This window comes from Arthrobacter sp. AFG20, from assembly GCF_002892795.1.
Taxonomy (GTDB): Bacteria; Actinomycetota; Actinomycetes; order Actinomycetales; family Micrococcaceae; genus Arthrobacter.
This window is the reverse complement of record NZ_PJMC01000005.1, coordinates 261,523-278,120: the sequence shown is the minus strand read 5'-3', so window position 1 is coordinate 278,120 and position 16,598 is coordinate 261,523. Positions and strand designations below refer to the sequence as shown.

13 protein-coding genes and 1 tRNA gene are annotated in these 16,598 nt (G+C 65.7%); 7 read left to right on the top strand and 7 right to left on the bottom strand.

Annotated elements, in window-relative coordinates:
- Positions 1–8: 8 nt before the first annotated feature.
- From CXZ05_RS08290 to CXZ05_RS08270, 5 genes are all read right to left on the bottom strand, one after another.
- Positions 9–935: an ATP-binding cassette domain-containing protein gene (locus CXZ05_RS08290; protein ID WP_102972122.1), complete on the bottom strand. Its 927-nt coding sequence runs from the start codon at positions 933–935 to the stop codon at positions 9–11.
- 5 nt (positions 936–940) lie between these two features.
- Entirely contained in the window at positions 941–1,996 is a 1,056-nt protein-coding gene (locus CXZ05_RS08285; RefSeq protein ID WP_102972121.1) for an ABC transporter permease, read from the bottom strand.
- A gap of 56 nt (positions 1,997–2,052) precedes the next feature.
- Entirely contained in the window at positions 2,053–3,048 is a 996-nt protein-coding gene (locus tag CXZ05_RS08280; protein WP_102972120.1) for a substrate-binding domain-containing protein, read from the bottom strand.
- Between the two features lie 139 nt (positions 3,049–3,187).
- The gene (locus CXZ05_RS08275; RefSeq protein WP_102972119.1) at positions 3,188–3,982 is read right to left on the bottom strand and encodes a TIM barrel protein; all 795 of its coding nucleotides are present in this window, start codon (positions 3,980–3,982) and stop codon (positions 3,188–3,190) included.
- Positions 3,979–5,115, bottom strand: coding sequence for a Gfo/Idh/MocA family oxidoreductase (locus tag CXZ05_RS08270; RefSeq protein WP_102972118.1), 1,137 nt, complete (start codon positions 5,113–5,115; stop codon positions 3,979–3,981). Before CXZ05_RS08270 ends, CXZ05_RS08275 begins: the two co-directional genes overlap by 4 nt.
- A gap of 109 nt (positions 5,116–5,224) precedes the next feature.
- On the opposite strand from CXZ05_RS08270, the gene CXZ05_RS08265 reads away from it, so the two are divergent.
- Positions 5,225–6,223: a LacI family DNA-binding transcriptional regulator gene (locus CXZ05_RS08265; protein WP_102972117.1), complete on the top strand. Its 999-nt coding sequence runs from the start codon at positions 5,225–5,227 to the stop codon at positions 6,221–6,223.
- A 26-nt stretch (positions 6,224–6,249) separates the two neighbouring features.
- Here CXZ05_RS08265 and CXZ05_RS08260 read toward each other — a convergent pair whose 3' ends face one another.
- Positions 6,250–6,726: a MarR family winged helix-turn-helix transcriptional regulator gene (locus CXZ05_RS08260; RefSeq protein WP_102972116.1), complete on the bottom strand. Its 477-nt coding sequence runs from the start codon at positions 6,724–6,726 to the stop codon at positions 6,250–6,252.
- 95 nt (positions 6,727–6,821) lie between these two features.
- On the opposite strand from CXZ05_RS08260, the gene bcp reads away from it, so the two are divergent.
- The 6 genes from bcp (at position 6,822) to CXZ05_RS08230 (ending at position 15,237) form a co-directional block, all read left to right on the top strand.
- Entirely contained in the window at positions 6,822–7,301 is a 480-nt protein-coding gene (bcp, locus tag CXZ05_RS08255; protein WP_102972115.1) for a thioredoxin-dependent thiol peroxidase, read from the top strand.
- 185 nt (positions 7,302–7,486) lie between these two features.
- Positions 7,487–7,568 (top strand) — tRNA-Leu (locus CXZ05_RS08250).
- Positions 7,569–7,813: 245 nt separating this feature from the next.
- Positions 7,814–8,485 (top strand): fasciclin domain-containing protein, encoded by a 672-nt coding sequence (locus CXZ05_RS08245; RefSeq protein WP_102972114.1) that lies wholly within the window; start codon positions 7,814–7,816, stop codon positions 8,483–8,485.
- A gap of 199 nt (positions 8,486–8,684) precedes the next feature.
- Entirely contained in the window at positions 8,685–10,361 is a 1,677-nt protein-coding gene (locus tag CXZ05_RS08240; RefSeq protein WP_180987321.1) for an ABC transporter substrate-binding protein, read from the top strand.
- 77 nt (positions 10,362–10,438) lie between these two features.
- Entirely contained in the window at positions 10,439–11,944 is a 1,506-nt protein-coding gene (locus tag CXZ05_RS08235; protein ID WP_102972113.1) for a malate:quinone oxidoreductase, read from the top strand.
- Positions 11,945–12,021: 77 nt separating this feature from the next.
- Positions 12,022–15,237, top strand: a complete 3,216-nt coding sequence (locus CXZ05_RS08230; protein WP_102972112.1) for an efflux RND transporter permease subunit — start codon at positions 12,022–12,024, stop codon at positions 15,235–15,237.
- Between the two features lie 49 nt (positions 15,238–15,286).
- On the opposite strand, the gene CXZ05_RS08225 is transcribed toward CXZ05_RS08230, so the two are convergent.
- Positions 15,287–16,252 carry a GNAT family N-acetyltransferase gene (locus CXZ05_RS08225; RefSeq protein WP_102972212.1) on the bottom strand — a complete coding sequence of 322 codons (966 nt, stop codon included), beginning with the start codon at positions 16,250–16,252 and terminating at the stop codon, positions 15,287–15,289.
- Between the last annotated feature and the right edge of the window lie 346 nt (positions 16,253–16,598).

Genomic DNA, 16,598 nt, shown 5'->3' with positions numbered 1-16,598 from the left:
ATGTCTCCCTACTGCGGTGCCCGGCCGGTGTCCGCAGTGGAGTCAGTCACGCCGGCAACCTCGGCCTGGACCTGCTTGACTACGTCCCCGTGGCCGCCGAGCTGTTCGAGTTCGTGGGCCAGTTCGGCCAATTCGGCGCCGCCTGCCATCTGGGCGGTGAGTTCGTCGAGGGTGATGTCCTTCTTGTCGTAGTAGCCAATCGACCTGCCGCGCTTGAGCAGCAGGAACCGGTCCCCGACCGGGAAGGCATGGTGGGGGTTGTGGGTGATGAAGATGACGCCCAGTCCGCGGTCGCGGGCCTGAAGGATGTAGCGCAGCACGACGCCGGACTGCTTCACACCCAGGGCTGCCGTTGGCTCGTCCAGGATCAGGACCTTCGCACCGAAGTACACGGCGCGGGCGATGGCGACACACTGGCGTTCACCGCCGGAAAGCTGGCCGATGGGCTGCTCAACATCGCGCAGGTCGATGCCCATGTCCGCCAGTTCCTGCTTTGTGATGTCCTTCATGGCCTGGACGTCCAGGCGCTTGAAGGGACCGAAGCCCGTGGTCAGCTCGGAGCCGAGGAAGAAGTTGCGCCAGATAGGCATCAGGGGAACGACGGCGAGGTCCTGGTAGACGGTGGCGATGCCGGCATCCAGGGCGTCACGGGGCGAACCGAATTTCCGCTCCTCGCCCATGATGTGGAGGACGCCTTCGTCGTGCTGGTGCAGGCCGGCGATGATCTTGATCAGCGTGGACTTTCCCGCGCCGTTGTCTCCGAGCACGCAGGTCACCCTGCCGTTGTCCACGGCCATCGTGACGTCCGTGAGGGCGACGATGTTGCCGTAATGCTTGCCCACGTTCTCCAGCGAGAGCAGGTGCACCGGGGTGTGGGTCAGCGGGTCCTTCTCGTCCCTGAGGAGTTCCTGCTGGTCGATTTGTTTGGCGTCCATGGTGTTCAGCCCTTACTTGAATCTGCGCGGCGCTTGACGATCAGGTTCACAATGGTGGCCAGGAGCAGCATCAGGCCCAAGAAGAACTTGAACCAGTCCGGGTTCCACTGCGCGTACACGATGCCCTTGTTGGCCATGCCGAAGATGAAGGCGCCGATCGCGCCGCCCACTGCGGACCCGTAGCCTCCGGTCAGCAGGCACCCCCCGATCACGGCGGCGATGATGTACAGGAATTCGTTGCCCACGCCCTCGCCGGACTGCACGGCGTCGAATGCGAACAGGTTGTGCATGCCCAGGATCCAGCCGCAGAAACCCACGGCCATGAAGAGGCCGATCTTGGTCGCCTTGACGGGCACGCCCACGGCACGCGCGGCGTTGGCGTCGCCGCCGACAGCGAAGATCCAGTTGCCCACCTTCGTGCGAAGCAGCACCCAGGAGGCGACGGCCACCAGGGCGATCCAGATGAAGACGGTGTTCTTCACGTCCACGCCGGCGATGTTCACCGACGAGGAGAAGATGGCCTGCGCGGACTCATAGCCGTCCATGGTGGAGATGGACGGTGATGAGACGCCGCCGCCGATCATGCGTGTCAGGCCCAGGTTCAAGCCGGTCAACATCAGGAACGTGGCGAGCGTGACGATGAAGCTGGGGAGCTTGGTCTTCATGAGGATCCAGCCGTTGATGAAACCGATGCTCAGCGACACCGCAAGCGCCAGGATCACACCGACCCAGACGTTCATGCTGAAGTACCAGCTGAACATCGACGCCGTGAGCGCGGAGCTGATGACTGCGACACCGGTGGACAGGTCGAACTCGCCGCCAATCATCAGCAGCGATACTCCCACCGCCATGATGCCGATGGTCGAGGAACCGTAGAGCACGGTGGCGAACGCGTTCGGCTGGGTAAAGGTCTGGGACACCGCAGCAAAGAATATGAAAAGGACGATGGCTCCCACGAGGGCGCCCACCTCGGGACGGCCAAGCAGCTTTTGCAAAGGATTGCGCCTGCCGACACGTTCGTCGGTCACCGCCGGTTTGGAAATGGTCTGGGTCATGGTCATTGGAATGCTCCTTGCTGCCCGGTACTGCGTTTCCGCCGGACCGGGCTGGCGGACTGCTAGCGGATACCCTGCTGGGCGAAGGTGAGGGCGTTGGCTGCGCCGGCTTTGTCCACGATGGTGGGGCCGGTCAGGACGGGCTGGCCGCCGCCGACCTTGAAGCCGCCGCGCTTGGCCTGCCACAGCGCGTCCACCGAACCGTAGCCCTGCAGCCACGGCTGCTGGTCAACGGTGAATTCAACGGCGCCATCGGCGATCTTCTGGGCGAGCTCGGCGTTCATGTCGAAGGAGGCCACCTTGGCTTTGCTGCCGGCCGTGGTCACCGCCTTGAGGATGGTCAGCGTGTAGGGCGCACCCAGCCCGATGATGACGTCGGCATCAGCGGTGGCCTGCAGTTTGGCGGTCACTGTGGAGGACACCTGCGTCATGTCCGTGCCCTGCACATACAGGATCTCGGTGCCCGGAACCTTCGACTTCACACCCGCACAGCGGGCTTCGAGGCCGACGTGCCCCTGCTCCTGGATGACGCAGACAGGGTGCTTGAGTCCAAGCGAGTTGAGCTTGTCACCCACTGCTTCACCGGCGAGCTTCTCATTGGAGCCGAAGTGCGTGAACGCGCCGAGCTGGGCGAAAACGGATTCACCGGCGTTGAGGCTCACCACGGGGATGCCCGCATCCGTGGCCTTCTTGAGTGCGTCCTTCAGGGCGTCCGGCTTGGCCAGCGTTACGGCGATGCCGTCCACCTTCTGGTCCACAGCCTGCTGGATCAGCTGGGCCTGACGGCCGCCTTCGGGGTCCGAGGTGTAGAGCAGCTCCACGTTGTCCTTGGCGGCGGCCTCCTCAGCGCCCTTGCGGACAATGTCCCAGAAGGTGTCTCCGGGAGCGGCATGCGTGATGAGCGCAACCTTGATCCGTGGCGTCGACGCAGCCTGGCCGCCGGCCCCGGCATTTGCGTTCTCCTCCGGCCTGCCGCCGCTGGACGAACAGGCGCTCAGAGCCATCATCGGCACGACGGCGGCTACCAGCGCCACCCTCCGCCATGAAAATTTGTTCACCGAAAATCTCCTTTGATCCGGGTTCCCGCCGTGCCACACCGCACCAGCCTGGAATGTTGATATCTCTGATCATCGTGACTCGAGTCACAGATGTCAATCTTTGTCCTAACATTAGGACGATATTAGTTTTCGCCCGGGCCTACCCACGCGTGAAGGCGTGCCGGAACGCCGACAGGGCCCTGTCCCCCGCGGCGACTCCCGGTCCGCCCGACGCAGCCGCCTCGAGGCCGATGACTCCGGAGTAGCCGGCGCCGGCGAGCGCCTTGGCGACGCCGCTGTAGTTGACCTCCCCCGTTCCGGGCTCGAACCGGCCAGGGACGTCGGCCACCTGAATTTCCCCGATCCAGGGCTGCGCCCCGCGGACAAGTTCAATCAGGTTTCCTTCGCCGATCTGGGCATGGTATAGATCCAACATCATCCTCACGTGCGGGTGGTCGGCTGCGGACACCAGCGTCAGGGTGTCCTTGGCCCGCGCCAGCGGTATGCCCGGGTGGTCCAGAACCGTGTTGAGGTTCTCAAGCGCAAAGACCACACCATGCCGCTCACCGAGCCGGCCCAGTCGCTCCAGGGTGCGGAGGGCGGTCAGCCACATCTGGCCGCTGGAGCGCTGAAGGGGCCGCACGGCAACCCCGCCGTCGCCGAGTTCCGCCGGATGCACCACCATGCGCTCGACACCCAGCTCCAACGCAGTCGGGATGAGTTTCTCCGCCGATTCAACTACCCGGTCCGCGCTGTCCGGGTCAATGAGGCTGCCGCCGAAGTAGCCGCTCATGGAGGAGAAACGGGCACCCGTTGCGGCGAGTGCCGAAATGTCCCGGTTCCGCGTGTCCCAGAGTTCCACCTCGAACCCCTGCCCGTGTATGCGCTGCACCCGTTCGACGAGGGGCAGCTCGCCGTAGATCATTTCGGCGCATGCTGCCAGCCGGAAGCTCATGCGCCCGGACCCGTGAGATGCGGTCCTGTGAGCTGCAGCCCGGGCTCGGCCGCCTGCAGGTGTGCCACAGCCGAAACGTCCACCGGGAGGCCCGTCTCGTGCGACCGGATCGCCGCCAGGGCCACGGCGAGCGCATTGCGGGCATCGATGCCGCGGGGGACCGCCGTTCCGCCCGCTGCCCGTCCGGCCCGGCGGGCCGCAACGCCGTCGACGAAGTGGGCAAGTTCATTGGTGTAGGCGTCGTGGAAGAGGTCAATGTTCAACCGCACGGTGTCGGAGGCAATGCCGGCGGCGGTGTAGCTCACGGCACTTGATGCCCGCGGCCCGCCTGCGGCGACCATGCCGGCAGAGCCGAACACCTCGCCCCTCACGTCATAGCCATACAGGGCGTTGAAGTTGGCTTCTGCCACCGCGATGGCGCCGTTGCTGTAGGTCACCGTGACCACCGCCGTGTCCAGCAGGCCTCCGGCTTTCGCTTCCGGCGCCACCAGGGCGTCAGCCACTGCATGCACCTTCACCGGAACCGCTCCCGGGTTCAGCCAGTTCAGGGTGTCGAAATCATGGATCAGCGTCTCCAGGAAGATCGTTCCGGGCACGATCCGCTCCGGGGACGAGATTCCGGCCGCGGTGCCCGGGTCCCGGGTGAGGGAGCGCAGCAGCTGCGGGGTGCCCACCGCGCCGTCGTCGATGAGTCTCCTGGCGGCGGCGAAGTCCGCCGCGAAGCGCCGGTTGAAGCCAAACTGGACGTTGACCCCGGCGGCGTCCGCGGCGGCCAGCGCCTCATCCAGTTCTTCGACGGTGCGGCCGCCCGGCTTTTCGCAGAACACGTCTTTCCCGGCCCTGGCCGCAGCTGCGATAAGGCCTGAATGGAACCTTGCCGGCGATGCCACCAGGACCGCGTGAATGTCGGGGTCGGCTATGACGTCCGCCGGATCTGCGGTGATTCTGGCAACCCCGAGCTTGCCCGCCAGTGCTTCGGCGGCGGGAAGCGCGGGATCAGCGATGGCATCCAGCCGCGCATTGGGAATCCGGCGGGCCACGGACTCGGCGTGGAAGGCACCGATCCAGCCCGCTCCAATAAGGCCAAGGCGGACGGGGTGGTTGTCACCGGCCGGTTGCTGGACGTAGGTCATGTTGTAATCCTCTTCTCACGCTTCTAGATCGTTCTAGTGACATGATGGTGGCACAGTTTTTCGCTATCTGTCTAGATCGTTCTATAGACTGCTGTCAGCAAGGAGGCAGATGACTGAACAGCAACGGCGCCCCACCCTCATGGACGTAGCGCAAGCGGCCGGCGTATCAAGGGCCCTCGTTTCCATCGTGATGCGCGGCGCCCCCGGCGCCGCCGAAGCCACAAGGCAAAAAGTGCTGGATGCCGCACGCGAACTCGGCTACCGGCCCGACAGCCGTGCCCGCCTGCTGCGCAGCACCCGGACCAAACTCCTGGGCCTCAGCTTCTCCACGGGCCACGCGTTCCACGCCGAAATTGTGGACGCCGCGTACGCCGAGGCCAGCGCCAAAGGCTACGAACTGGCACTCGGCGGCGTCACCAGCGGCAGGCCAGAGACCCAGACCATCGAGGCTCTGCTGGATTTCGGGTCCGAGGCGCTGATCCTGATCTCACCCACGCTCAGCAGCGACGAACTGGCCCGGTACGCCGGCCAGGTGCCGGTGGTGAGCCTGCTCCGCAACGACGTCGGCGAACTCACCGACTCCGTGAGCAGTGACGATTACGAGGGCATCCGGATGGCGGTGGAACACCTCGTGTCCCTGGGGCACCGGCGGATCGTCCATGTCGACGGCGGCACCGCGGTCTCCGCCGAACCGCGCCGGTCTGCCTTCCGGGCGGAGATGGGACGCCGCGGCCTGGAGCCGGCCATCATTGCCGGCGGCGCGATGGAGGAAGACGGAATGACTGCCGGGAAGTCCCTCGGCCCGGACATGCCGACGGCCGTCATTGCCTTCAACGACAGGTCCGCCCTGGGACTAATCGAGAGTCTCCGGGCGCAGGGCCTGAAGGTCCCGGCAGATGTGTCAGTGCTCGGCTACGACGACAGCCAGTTCGCGCGGCTCAGCTATGTGCAGCTTTCCTCGATCAGCCAGGACGCTCCGCTTCTGGCAGCAGCAGCCGTGGACCGCGCTGTGGCCCGGATTGAGGGAACCCAGCCGCCCGGGCATGTTGTCCGGACCCCGCACCTGGTTGCGCGCAGGACCACGGCGGCTCCCGCTGCCGGCGGGTAGTCGCCGGTACAGGAATTTGCCTCGGGCTAGGAGTTTGCCTCGACGGTCAGCCCGGCGTCAGCTCCGGCCACAATGGCGCTGGTCTCCGGCGATGCGAAGCGCTTGGCCAGCTCCCGGACCACGGCCTGAAGTTCCTGGCGCAGCCGGTCCGGGTCGATAGATGCCGCGGCCAGGACCGACCGCTCCATGTCTGCTGCAGCCATGACGGCTTCGGTGCCGCGCTCCGTGAGCGATACGACGTGGCTGCGCCGGTCCGACGTGCTGCGCTGGCGCACGATGTGCCCGTGCGACTCGAGGCGGCTCAGCGTCTTGCCCATGGTCTGGGCCTGCACCCGGACAAGCTGGGCAAGCTGCGCCTGCGTCATGGGGCCGCTGTTGTAGAGCACCTCGATGGCGATGACACCGGCATGGGTCAGGCCAATGGCACCCAGCTTCTCGTTCCAGGAGTGCTCTACAAGGCGGGCCGCCGTGGACAAGAGGCGCCCCGTGGGCCAGCGATCCATATCAGGCATACCACCAAGTATAACTAAGCCTGATTAGTACCCGGCACGACGCCTCACTAAGCTGGAATGTCCTGCACGAAAACAAGGAGACAACGTTGGCTGAAAAACTTACGCCGGGCGACACCGCCCCCGGCTTCACACTGAAGGATGCAACGGGAGCAGACGTCAGCCTCAGCGACTTCCGAGGCCGGAACACCATAGTTTATTTCTACCCAGCCGCCGCCACGCCCGGATGCACCAAGCAGGCCTGCGACTTCCGGGACAGCCTGGCATCCCTTCAGGCTGCCGGCTACGAAGTGCTTGGGATCTCGCCCGACCCGGTGGGCAAGCTGGCCAGCTTTGCCGACGCCGAGGGCCTCACCTTTCCCCTCCTGTCGGATGAAGACCACGCCGTTGCCGAGGCATACGCCGCGTGGGGCGAGAAGAAGAACTACGGCCGGACCTACGAGGGCCTCATCCGCTCCACCGTGGTGGTGGACGAGGACGGCAAAGTCGCCGTGGCCCAGTACAACGTCCGGGCCACCGGGCACGTCGCCAAGCTGCGCAAGGACCTCAAGCTCGAAGAGGTTCGTTAACCCTGCGCCTAACAACCCCGACCCGCTCCCAACACCCCGGGCCGGCGCCGGCGCGGGACAACACCGTCCAGCGAAACCGGCGCCCGCCGCAAGGACCGCACAGGTGACGGTACAATTGAGGCTGGCATCCGCCGTCGTACGTCGTCCTGCTGGTGACAGCAGGAAGGGGCAGCGCGCGGAGCCGGGCGCGAGTGGTGAAATTGGCAGACACGCAGGATTTAGGTTCCTGTGCCTTCGGGCGTGGGGGTTCAAGTCCCCCCTTGCGCACAAAAGTGAAGAGCAGGAAATCCCGGGTTACGGCCCGGGATTTCTTCGTTTAACGGGCCGACCACGAGGCCGCCAGAAAATTTTTAGCTGTTCACCCATCCGCTGCTGCCAGCCAGGCGAATACCCAGTGAGACACCGCCCAACAGCCTGGAACCACAGGCCGGTGCCCCACAGTCGGAAAAGGATCACCGGAGGCTCCGCAGCCCCTCCGATCCCGTTCGTCGGCACAACTAAGGAGAATCGAAATGCAGTCTTTCAAGCGCTCAACCTTCACCGTCGCAGGCATTGCAGCCGCAGCTCTGCTGAGCCTCACCGCATGCGGCGGCTCCGCCGGCACGACCAGCAGCTCGCCGGCGGCCGCCGAGCCGTCCGCCTCCAGCATGGCGCCGTCACCGTCAGAGACCTCGACGGCGGCCATGGATCCGGCGGCCAATCTCGCCGGACCGGGTTGTGCCGGCTACGCCAAGCAGGTCCCCAGCGGCAAGGGTTCCGTCGCAGGCATGGCCCTGGACCCCGTGGCCGTCGCAGCCTCGAACAACCCGTTGCTGAAGACCCTGACAGCCGCCGTCTCCGGCAAGCTGAACCCCAAGGTCAACCTCGTTGACACGCTGAACGGCAGCGAGTTCACGGTGTTCGCGCCTGTTGACGATGCTTTCGCCAAGGTCGACGCGGCAACGATCGAGACCCTCAAGAAGGACGATGCCCTCCTGAGCAAGATCCTCACCTACCACGTGGTCCCCGGCCAGGTCACCCCGGACAAGATCGTGGGCACGCACAAGACCGTGCAGGGCGGATCGGTAACCGTCACCGGGACCAAGGATGCCCTGAAGGTGGACGGCGCCAACGTGATCTGCGGCGGCGTCCAGACGGCGAACGCCACCGTTTACCTCGTGGACTCGGTGCTGATGCCCAAGTAGTCGCTGGACCTGATCCGGGAATCCTCCCGGGCAGAGGCCGCGGTCCGCACCCGACAGTGCGGACCGCGGCCTCTTGCTGCTCCGGGCCCCGGCGTGTCCTGGCTCACGCATAAGCCAGGGGTCCGCGATCCGTCAATTAGACTGGGTGCCGGGCAACAGCCGCCCACGCGCACCCCAGCAGTCCAGAGGTGGTAATCGAGTGCCCAGCAGCAGTATCCCGCGCCGTACGGCCCTCAAGACCGGTGCCGCCCTTCTGGGCCTGTCGCTCACTGCCTGCACGAGCGAAGCCCAGCCCACGCCGTCGTCCGTTGCGGCAAGCACCACAACAGCAGCCGCTGCCCCTTCGGAAACCTTCACATTCGGCACGGCCTCGCAGCCTCTGGGCCTGGACCCCGCACTGGCCAACGACGTCGAATCGCAGCGGGTCACCCGGCAGATCCTGGAAGGTCTGGTGGGCGTCGACCAGACTACGGGCGAGCCCACGCCGCTGCTGGCAACACAGTGGACGGAATCGTCGGACGGCCTGGCCTACACCTTCACCCTTCGCCCAGGCATCAGGTTCCACGACGGTTCCCCCTTCAACGCCGACGCCGTCTGCACCAACTTCGACCGCTGGTTCAACTTTTCCGAGGCCCTTCGAAAGCAGGCTCCGGGAACCACCTTCAAGGGAGTCTTCAAGGAGCACGCCGACCATCCGGAGCTGTCCGTCTTCAAATCCTGCACCGCCCTGTCGGCGCTGCGGGTGCGGATCAGCCTTACGGAACGCTTCACCGGCTTCCTGCAGGCCCTGACGCTTCCCGCGTTTGCCATCTCCTCCCCCAAGGCACTCGCCGCAGGGAAGGCCGATCAGCCCAGCCTGCGGCGCGGCAGCCAGGCACTTTCCGCTTACGCCACCCATCCTGTGGGCACCGGCCCCTTCCGCTTCTCCGCCTGGGACAGCGCGGGAGTCACACTCGCGGACAACAAGGAGTACTGGGGCACCCGGGGACAGATCGCCACCCTCAGGTTCGTCACCTACGACCACCCGCAGACGCGGCTGCAGGCCCTGCTGGACGGCAGGATCGACGGCTATGACTCCGTCACGGTGGGAAACTTCGACCAGCTGGTCAAGCGCGGCAAGCAGATCATCCAGCGGGACCCGTTCTCGGTGATGTATCTCGGCATGAACCAGGAAATTCCGGTGCTGAAGGACCTCAAGGTCCGCCAGGCCATCGAGCTGGCCATCGACAAGGACACGCTGATCAGGCGCTTCTTCATCGACAACACCGCCCAGGCCTCGCAGTTCGTTCCGCCCAAGCTGAGCGGGTTCAACAACAACGCGCCCGCACTGGGCTATGATCCCCGCAAGGCGAAGGAACTCCTGGCAGAGGCCGGCTACAAGGGCCAGGCCCTGAAGTTCTACTACCCCATGAACGTCACACGGCCGTACCTGCCCACCCCGGAGAAGGTTTATGCAGAGATCAGCCGCCAGCTCACGGCGGTGGGACTGAACATCCAGCCCGTCCCCGTGGACTGGACGGACGGCTACCTGCAGAAGGTGCAGAACCCCGGCGACCATGCCCTGCACCTGCTCGGCTGGAACGGTTCCTATTCCGACGCGGACAACTTCCTCGCCCCGCTCTTCGGCGAGAAGAACGGCGAGTTCGGCTACCAGGACCCGCAGGTGTTCTCCAAGATCGACCGCGCCCGCGGACTTCCGGACGGCCAGGAACGCACGCAGCAGTACCAGACCATCAACGCCCAGATCGCGGAGTCCCTGCCCGCCGTCCCCATCGCTTTCCCGATCTCCGCACTGGCCCTGTCCGACCGCGTGATCAGCTATCCCGCCTCGCCGGTATTAAATGAAGTTTTCACGAAGGTCCAGCTGAGGCCTTGACGCAGGGGCGCAATTTCAGTTAGAGGGCGGTACAGGGATATTCTGTGACAGCCAGAGCCGCCTACGGGAGACTGATTGTGACCTTCATTTCCAAGACCCAACATGCCGACGTCGTCCTTATTGGCGGGGGCATCATGAGCGCCACACTGGGTGCGTTCATCAAGCAGCTCGAACCCAACTGGACCGTCTCGCTGTTCGAGCGGCTCGACGAGGCGGGCCTGGAGAGCTCGGGACCGTGGAACAACGCCGGTACCGGACACGCCGCCCTGTGTGAGCTTAATTACTCCCCCGCAGCCAAAGATGGCTCGGTCAATCCTGCCAAGGCACTGCACATCAACGAGCAGTACCAGCTGTCCCGCCAGTTCTGGTCCCACCTGGTGGACAACTCCCTGATCGGCTCGCCCAAGGGTTTCATCAACACCGTTCCGCACATGAGTTTCGTCATCGGCGACGACAACTCCACCTTCCTCAAGAACCGGTACAACGCGCTCAAGGAGCACACCCTGTTCCGGAGCATGGAGTACTCCGAGGACTTCGCGCAGATCGCCAAGTGGGCGCCGCTGATCGTCAAGGGCCGCGACACGAAGCAACGCGTCGCCGCCACCCGCGCTGCCGAAGGCACCGACGTCGACTTCGGCGCCCTGACTCGGGAGCTGACCGGATACCTTGCCAACAACGGCGTCGAAATCAACTACGGCCACGACGTCACCGATCTCCGCAGGGCGTCCGACGGCGGCTGGGACCTTTCGCTCAAGCACCCCGCTTCCGGTGAGCGCGGCAGCATCCGGGCCAAGTTCGTCTTCGTCGGCGCGGGCGGCGGAGCGCTGCACCTGCTGCAGGCTTCCGGCATCCCGGAAAGCAAGGGCTTCGGCGGGTTCCCGGTTTCCGGCCAGTTCTTCCGCTGCACCGACCCGTCCCTCGCATCCCAGCACAACGCCAAGGTCTACGGCCAGGCTTCCGTCGGCGCGCCGCCCATGTCCGTGCCGCACCTGGACACGCGCTACGTCAACGGCAAGCGCTCCCTCCTGTTCGGCCCGTACGCCGGCTTCTCGACGAACTTCCTGAAGAACGGCAGCTACCTCGATCTCCCGCTGTCCATCCGGCCGAGCAACATCATCCCGATGCTCGCCGTGGCCAAGGACAACATGGACCTGACCGCCTACCTGGTCAAAGAGGTGGCCAAGCGCCACGGTGACAAGGTGGAGGCGCTGCGCGAGTACTACCCCGAGGCCAAGGACGGCGACTGGGAACTCATCACCGCCGGCCAGCGTGTCCAGATCATCAAGAAGGATCCGAAGAAGGGTGGCGTGCTGCAGTTCGGCACCGAGGTGATTGCCGCCCGCGACGGTTCCGTCGGCGCCCTCCTCGGCGCTTCACCGGGAGCCTCCACGGCCGTTCCCATCATGATCGAGCTCCTGCAGAAGTCCTTCCCCAAGAACTTCAAGGGCTGGCAGTCCAAGCTCAAGGAAATGATGCCGGGCTACGGCATCAAGCTCAACGAAAACCCGGAGCTCGCGGCGGAGCTCGAGAAGGCCACCGCCAAGAGCCTCCAGCTGGAAGCGTCGCCCGCAGTCCAGCGGTAACCGTTCAGCGCTGACCGGCGCGGGTTGCGGCAGGCACCACCGAAGGCAAACAGTCCGTCGACCCAGGAGATCATGCGATGTTCCGGCTGGCCCATCTATCCCTCGGGAACCGCGCGCTCATCGCGCTGATCACCATCTTCGCCTCGGTGTTCGGCGTGATCACCATGTCCTCCCTGAAACAGGAACTCATTCCCTCGATTGAGTTCCCGCGGATCACGGTGATCACGTCGATGCCGGGGGCGTCCCCCGAGGTGGTGGACAAGCAGGTCAGCCGGCCGCTGGAGACGGCGCTGAACGGCGTCGAAGGCCTGGAGTCGACGTCGTCCACCTCCCGCAACGGCGTCTCGCAGATCAGCCTGGTGTTCACCTACGGCTCCAACCTGGACCGGGCCCGGAACCAGATCGACCGGGCGATTTCCAACGCGAAGCGGACGCTCCCGGACGACGTCCAACCCCAGGCCATCGCCGGCAGCATCAGCGACTTCCCGATCGTCTTCCTCGCCGTCTCCTCCGACAAGCCGCTGAGCGAGCTGAACACGGACCTTCAGCGGCTGTCCGTACCGAGGCTGCAGAAGCTCGACGGCGTCCGGGGCGCCGACGTGACGGGCGGCGCCAACCGGCACATCCTGATCCAGCCGAACGCGGCCAGCATGGCCGCCGGCGGTGCCAGCATCCAGTCGGTCCGGAATGCCCTGACCAACAACGGCGATCTTGTTCCGGCGGGCACGATTGAGGAGAAGGGCCAAAGCCTCTCCCTGCAGATCGGCAGCCCGGTGGACTCGCTGGCCGCGGTGAAGTCCCTGCCGCTCAGCGGGGCCAAAGCCGGCATCACCATCGGTTCTGTGGCCGACGTCAGCATCAAGGATGACGCGCGCACATCCATCACCCGGACGAACGGCCTCGAAACGCTGGCCATTTCGGTGACGAAGAAACCCGAGGGCGACACCGTGGCAATCTCGCACGCGGTGAAGGATTTGCTGCCACAACTCGAGGCGGAGCTTGGCTCGAACGCCAAGTTCACCCCCGTCTTCGACCAGGCACCCTTTATCGAAAAGTCCATCAAGGACCTCACCACGGAGGGCCTCCTGGGCCTCGGTTTCGCGGTTGCCGTCATCCTCCTGTTCCTCATGTCCGTCCGCTCCACCCTGGTCACCGCCGTCTCCATTCCGCTCTCTCTGCTGATCACCTTCATCGGCCTGTCCGGCACGGGGTACTCGCTGAACATCCTCACGCTCGGGGCGCTGACCATCGCCATCGGCCGGGTAGTGGATGACTCGATCGTGGTGATCGAGAACATCAAGCGGCACCTGAGCTACGGCGAAGCCAAGCTCACCGCGATCCTCACCTCCATCCGCGAGGTGGCCGGCGCCATCACCGCCTCCACGCTGACGACAGTGGCCGTCTTCCTCCCGATCGCCTTTGTCGGCGAACTCGCGGGGGAATTGTTCCGGCCGTTCGCCCTGACGGTCACCATTGCGCTGCTCTCCTCGCTCCTGGTGTCCCTGACCATCGTTCCCGTGCTCGCGTACTGGTTCCTGAAGAGCTCCCCCAACGGAGCCGGCGAGGCCCCGCGCTCCGCCCGGGAAGTCCAGGCCCAGGCACACGAGGCCGAGCAGCGCAGCCTCCTGCAGCGCGGCTACCTTCCCGTCCTGAACAGGACCCAGAAGCACCCCGTGCTCACGCTGATCGCCGCGGTCCTGGTTCTCGGCGGGACCGCCGCAATGACGCCGCTGCTCGCCACCGACCTGCTGGGGCGTTCAGGCGAGAACAGCATGACGGTCAAGCAGGAGCTTCCCGCCGGCACGAGCCTCGAAGACACCAGCACCGCGGCCCGGAAGGTCGAGGACGTGCTCCTCGGCATCGACGGCATCAGGGACGTCCAGGTGACCTCCGGCAATGCGCAGGCAGGCTTCACCGCGCTGACGTCCTCGGGCGCCTCCAACTCCTCCTTCACCGTGGTCACCGAAGAAAAAGCAAACCAGGGCAAGCTGCAGGACACCGTCCGCAGCGAACTGGCGGCGGCAGGTACTGCCGGCAAGATCTCCGTCGGCTCCCAGCAGGGAGGCTTCGGAACGTCCTCCACCGTGGACGTCACCCTGAAGGCGGCCACCTCCGAGGACCTGCGGAAGGCCAGCGACTCTATGGTCAAGGCGTTGACCGGAGTTCCCGGAAGCAGTGAGGTGACCACCAACCTGGCTGCCAGCCAGCCCGTGGTGCAGGTGAAGGTTGACCGGGCCAAGGCCGTTGCCGCCGGCCTGACCGAAGAGCAGGTGGCGGGCGTCCTCGCCTCCACCATCAGCCCCGTCCCCGCAGGCACCGTCCGCATCGACACGGACGACTTCCCCGTCCAGATCGGCGAAGGAAAACGCTTCACCAGCATTGCCGCCCTCCGCGACATCCCGCTCCCCACCGCCTCCGGCCCGGTCCCGCTCAGCCGGATTGCCGCCGTCGAACAGGTTGACGTCCCCGTCTCCATCACTTCCAGCAACGGGCAGCGGACCGCGCAGGTGTCCGTCACGCCGTCGGGATCCAACCTGGGAGCCGTCAGCGCGGAGGTGCAGCAGCGCCTCAAAACCGTGGACCTCCCCGCCGGGGTGAGTGCGGAGATCGGCGGCGCAACCACCCAGCAGGCAGAATCATTCCGGCAGCTCGGCCTGGCACTGCTGGCCGCCATCGCCATCGTCTACGTGATCATGGTGGCGACGTTCAAGTCGCTGGTGCAGCCGCTGATCCTCCTTGTTTCGGTGCCTTTCGCCGCCACCGGGGCGGTTGCCCTGCTCCTGGTCACACGGGTGCCGCTGGGGCTGCCGTCGCTGATCGGCATGCTGATGCTCGTGGGCATCGTGGTGACCAACGCGATTGTACTGATCGACCTGATCAACCAGTACCGGAATCCGCGTGGCGGCAATCCGGGGATGAGTGTTGCCGACGCCATCACCCACGGCGCCCGGCAGCGGCTCCGGCCCATCCTCATGACCGCGCTGGCCACGGTTTTCGCGCTGACCCCCATGGCCCTGGGCATGACGGGCGGGGGCGGGTTCATTTCGCAGCCGCTGGCCATCGTGGTGATCGGCGGCCTGGTGTCCTCCACCGCGCTGACGCTGGTGCTCGTCCCCGTGCTGTACCGGCTGGTGGAGGGTCGGAAGGAGAAGAAGGAGCTCTTGCGCCAGCTCAAGCAGCGGCCCGGCTTCTCCCCCGCCCATGACGACGTCGACGCCGAGTTCGCGGACTGGACCACCGGCATGGTGCCCAAGCTCAGCGGACGGCGCGCCGCCCCGGGCTCCCCCGACTGACCCCCAGCCGCTTCACGTCCGCAGGGCGGCCCTTCGTTGCCACAGCCGCTCAGCGCCAGTCGTCGATCACGTAGGCATCGGCATGGCTGTAGCCGGGTTCGTTGGGCCGGTGCATGGTCACGCCCTGCAACCCGGTACGGAAACCGCGGGCGACCATGCGCTGGTAGGCATCGGGGCGGCCCAGGTTCATCCCGGCTTCGAGCTGGCCCAGTCCACGCTCAGCTGCCAGTTGCTCACAGGCGTCGAGCAGCAGCTCGAATCTGTCACCGGCCTGCCGGCCGGGGCGTACGGCACCGAATTTGATGAGGCACACGTCCGCGCCGGCCTCCGATCCCGGTCCGCAATGGCACACGGCCAGCCCGTCGAGACCTGATTCGCCCGGTAGCAGCACGGTGTCGCCGAGTCCCTGTGTGTGAGCGGCCATGATTTCACGCTGCAGGTCCAGACCCTCGTACACGGCGTCGGTCAGGGCACGGCAGGCATCGAGGTAGCCTGCCGCGTCCGCGCCGGACAGCTCGGAATACGTCAGCCGGCCGGGCACCGCGGCAGGGGCCACGACCTGCTTACGCATTACGGCTGTCAGGAACCGCGGCCAGAAGCCGTAGCGGCGGTAGAGCTCAAGGTGTTTGGGGCTGTGCGAGAAGGTGAATAGGCCGAGGTGGCTATTCCCCCAGGATGCGAAGCAGTCCATGACCGGCTCCATCAGGCTTTTGCCGACGCCGTGGTCCCACAGGTCCGGACGCACAGTCAACGGGCCGAAGAACCCGACGCTGCCCCAGTTGGCGGCGAAGTTGGATCCGGCGAGCTCACCGTCGAGCGTCGCAGCGAAGGCGGCCTGCGGGTCGGCAGCAAAGCGGGTATGTACATAGTCCGCGGTCCCGAAAGGATCGGGGATCCCCAGGAACGTCCCAAACGCGGCCCTGACGATCTCGTCCGCGCGATCGAGGTCCGCCTCACGCAGGGGGCGGACCGATACCGGGCCTGCACTCATTCGTCGGGCATCCTGTGTGGTCATGGCCTCTCCCTCCATGGCGGCGTCTTGCATCTGACCATCCAACGCAATTGCATGCAAGAGAGTCCGACAACACTGGAGTTGGGCCCCGTTGAGTGGTGGATATGGCTGGGCGCCTTGCTTTGTGGTGGTGTGGATTATCCCGCCCGCGGGGCGTCCCGTCCAGCGCCCGCGGCCTCAGGCGACGTCCGGTCAGCCGAGGCCATCAGCAGGCCTGCCGTTTATACGTACGGACGGGCGGGGTGTCCGGGTACCAGGGCTGCCGGCGGGCTCAAGAGGCCGCGGGAATATCCTGGCGCCGGGGACGTTGAGGGCAGTACATGCAAATGCATGTAAATCGGGTACACTG

Bases quoted from the DNA above. Each gene is read 5' to 3' on its own strand.
- CXZ05_RS08285 (WP_102972121.1), bottom strand. From the start codon at position 1,996: ATGACCATGACCCAGACCATTTCCAAACCGGCGGTGACCGACGAACGT.
- CXZ05_RS08260 (WP_102972116.1), bottom strand. From the start codon at position 6,726: ATGGATCGCTGGCCCACGGGGCGCCTCTTGTCCACGGCGGCCCGCCTT.
- CXZ05_RS08270 (WP_102972118.1), bottom strand. From the start codon at position 5,115: ATGACCTACGTCCAGCAACCGGCCGGTGACAACCACCCCGTCCGCCTT.
- CXZ05_RS08265 (WP_102972117.1), top strand. From the start codon at position 5,225: ATGACTGAACAGCAACGGCGCCCCACCCTCATGGACGTAGCGCAAGCG.
- CXZ05_RS08245 (WP_102972114.1), top strand. From the start codon at position 7,814: ATGCAGTCTTTCAAGCGCTCAACCTTCACCGTCGCAGGCATTGCAGCC.
- CXZ05_RS08275 (WP_102972119.1), bottom strand. From the start codon at position 3,982: ATGAGCTTCCGGCTGGCAGCATGCGCCGAAATGATCTACGGCGAGCTG.
- CXZ05_RS08230 (WP_102972112.1), top strand. From the start codon at position 12,022: ATGTTCCGGCTGGCCCATCTATCCCTCGGGAACCGCGCGCTCATCGCG.
- CXZ05_RS08225 (WP_102972212.1), bottom strand. From the start codon at position 16,252: ATGACCACACAGGATGCCCGACGAATGAGTGCAGGCCCGGTATCGGTC.
- CXZ05_RS08290 (WP_102972122.1), bottom strand. From the start codon at position 935: ATGGACGCCAAACAAATCGACCAGCAGGAACTCCTCAGGGACGAGAAG.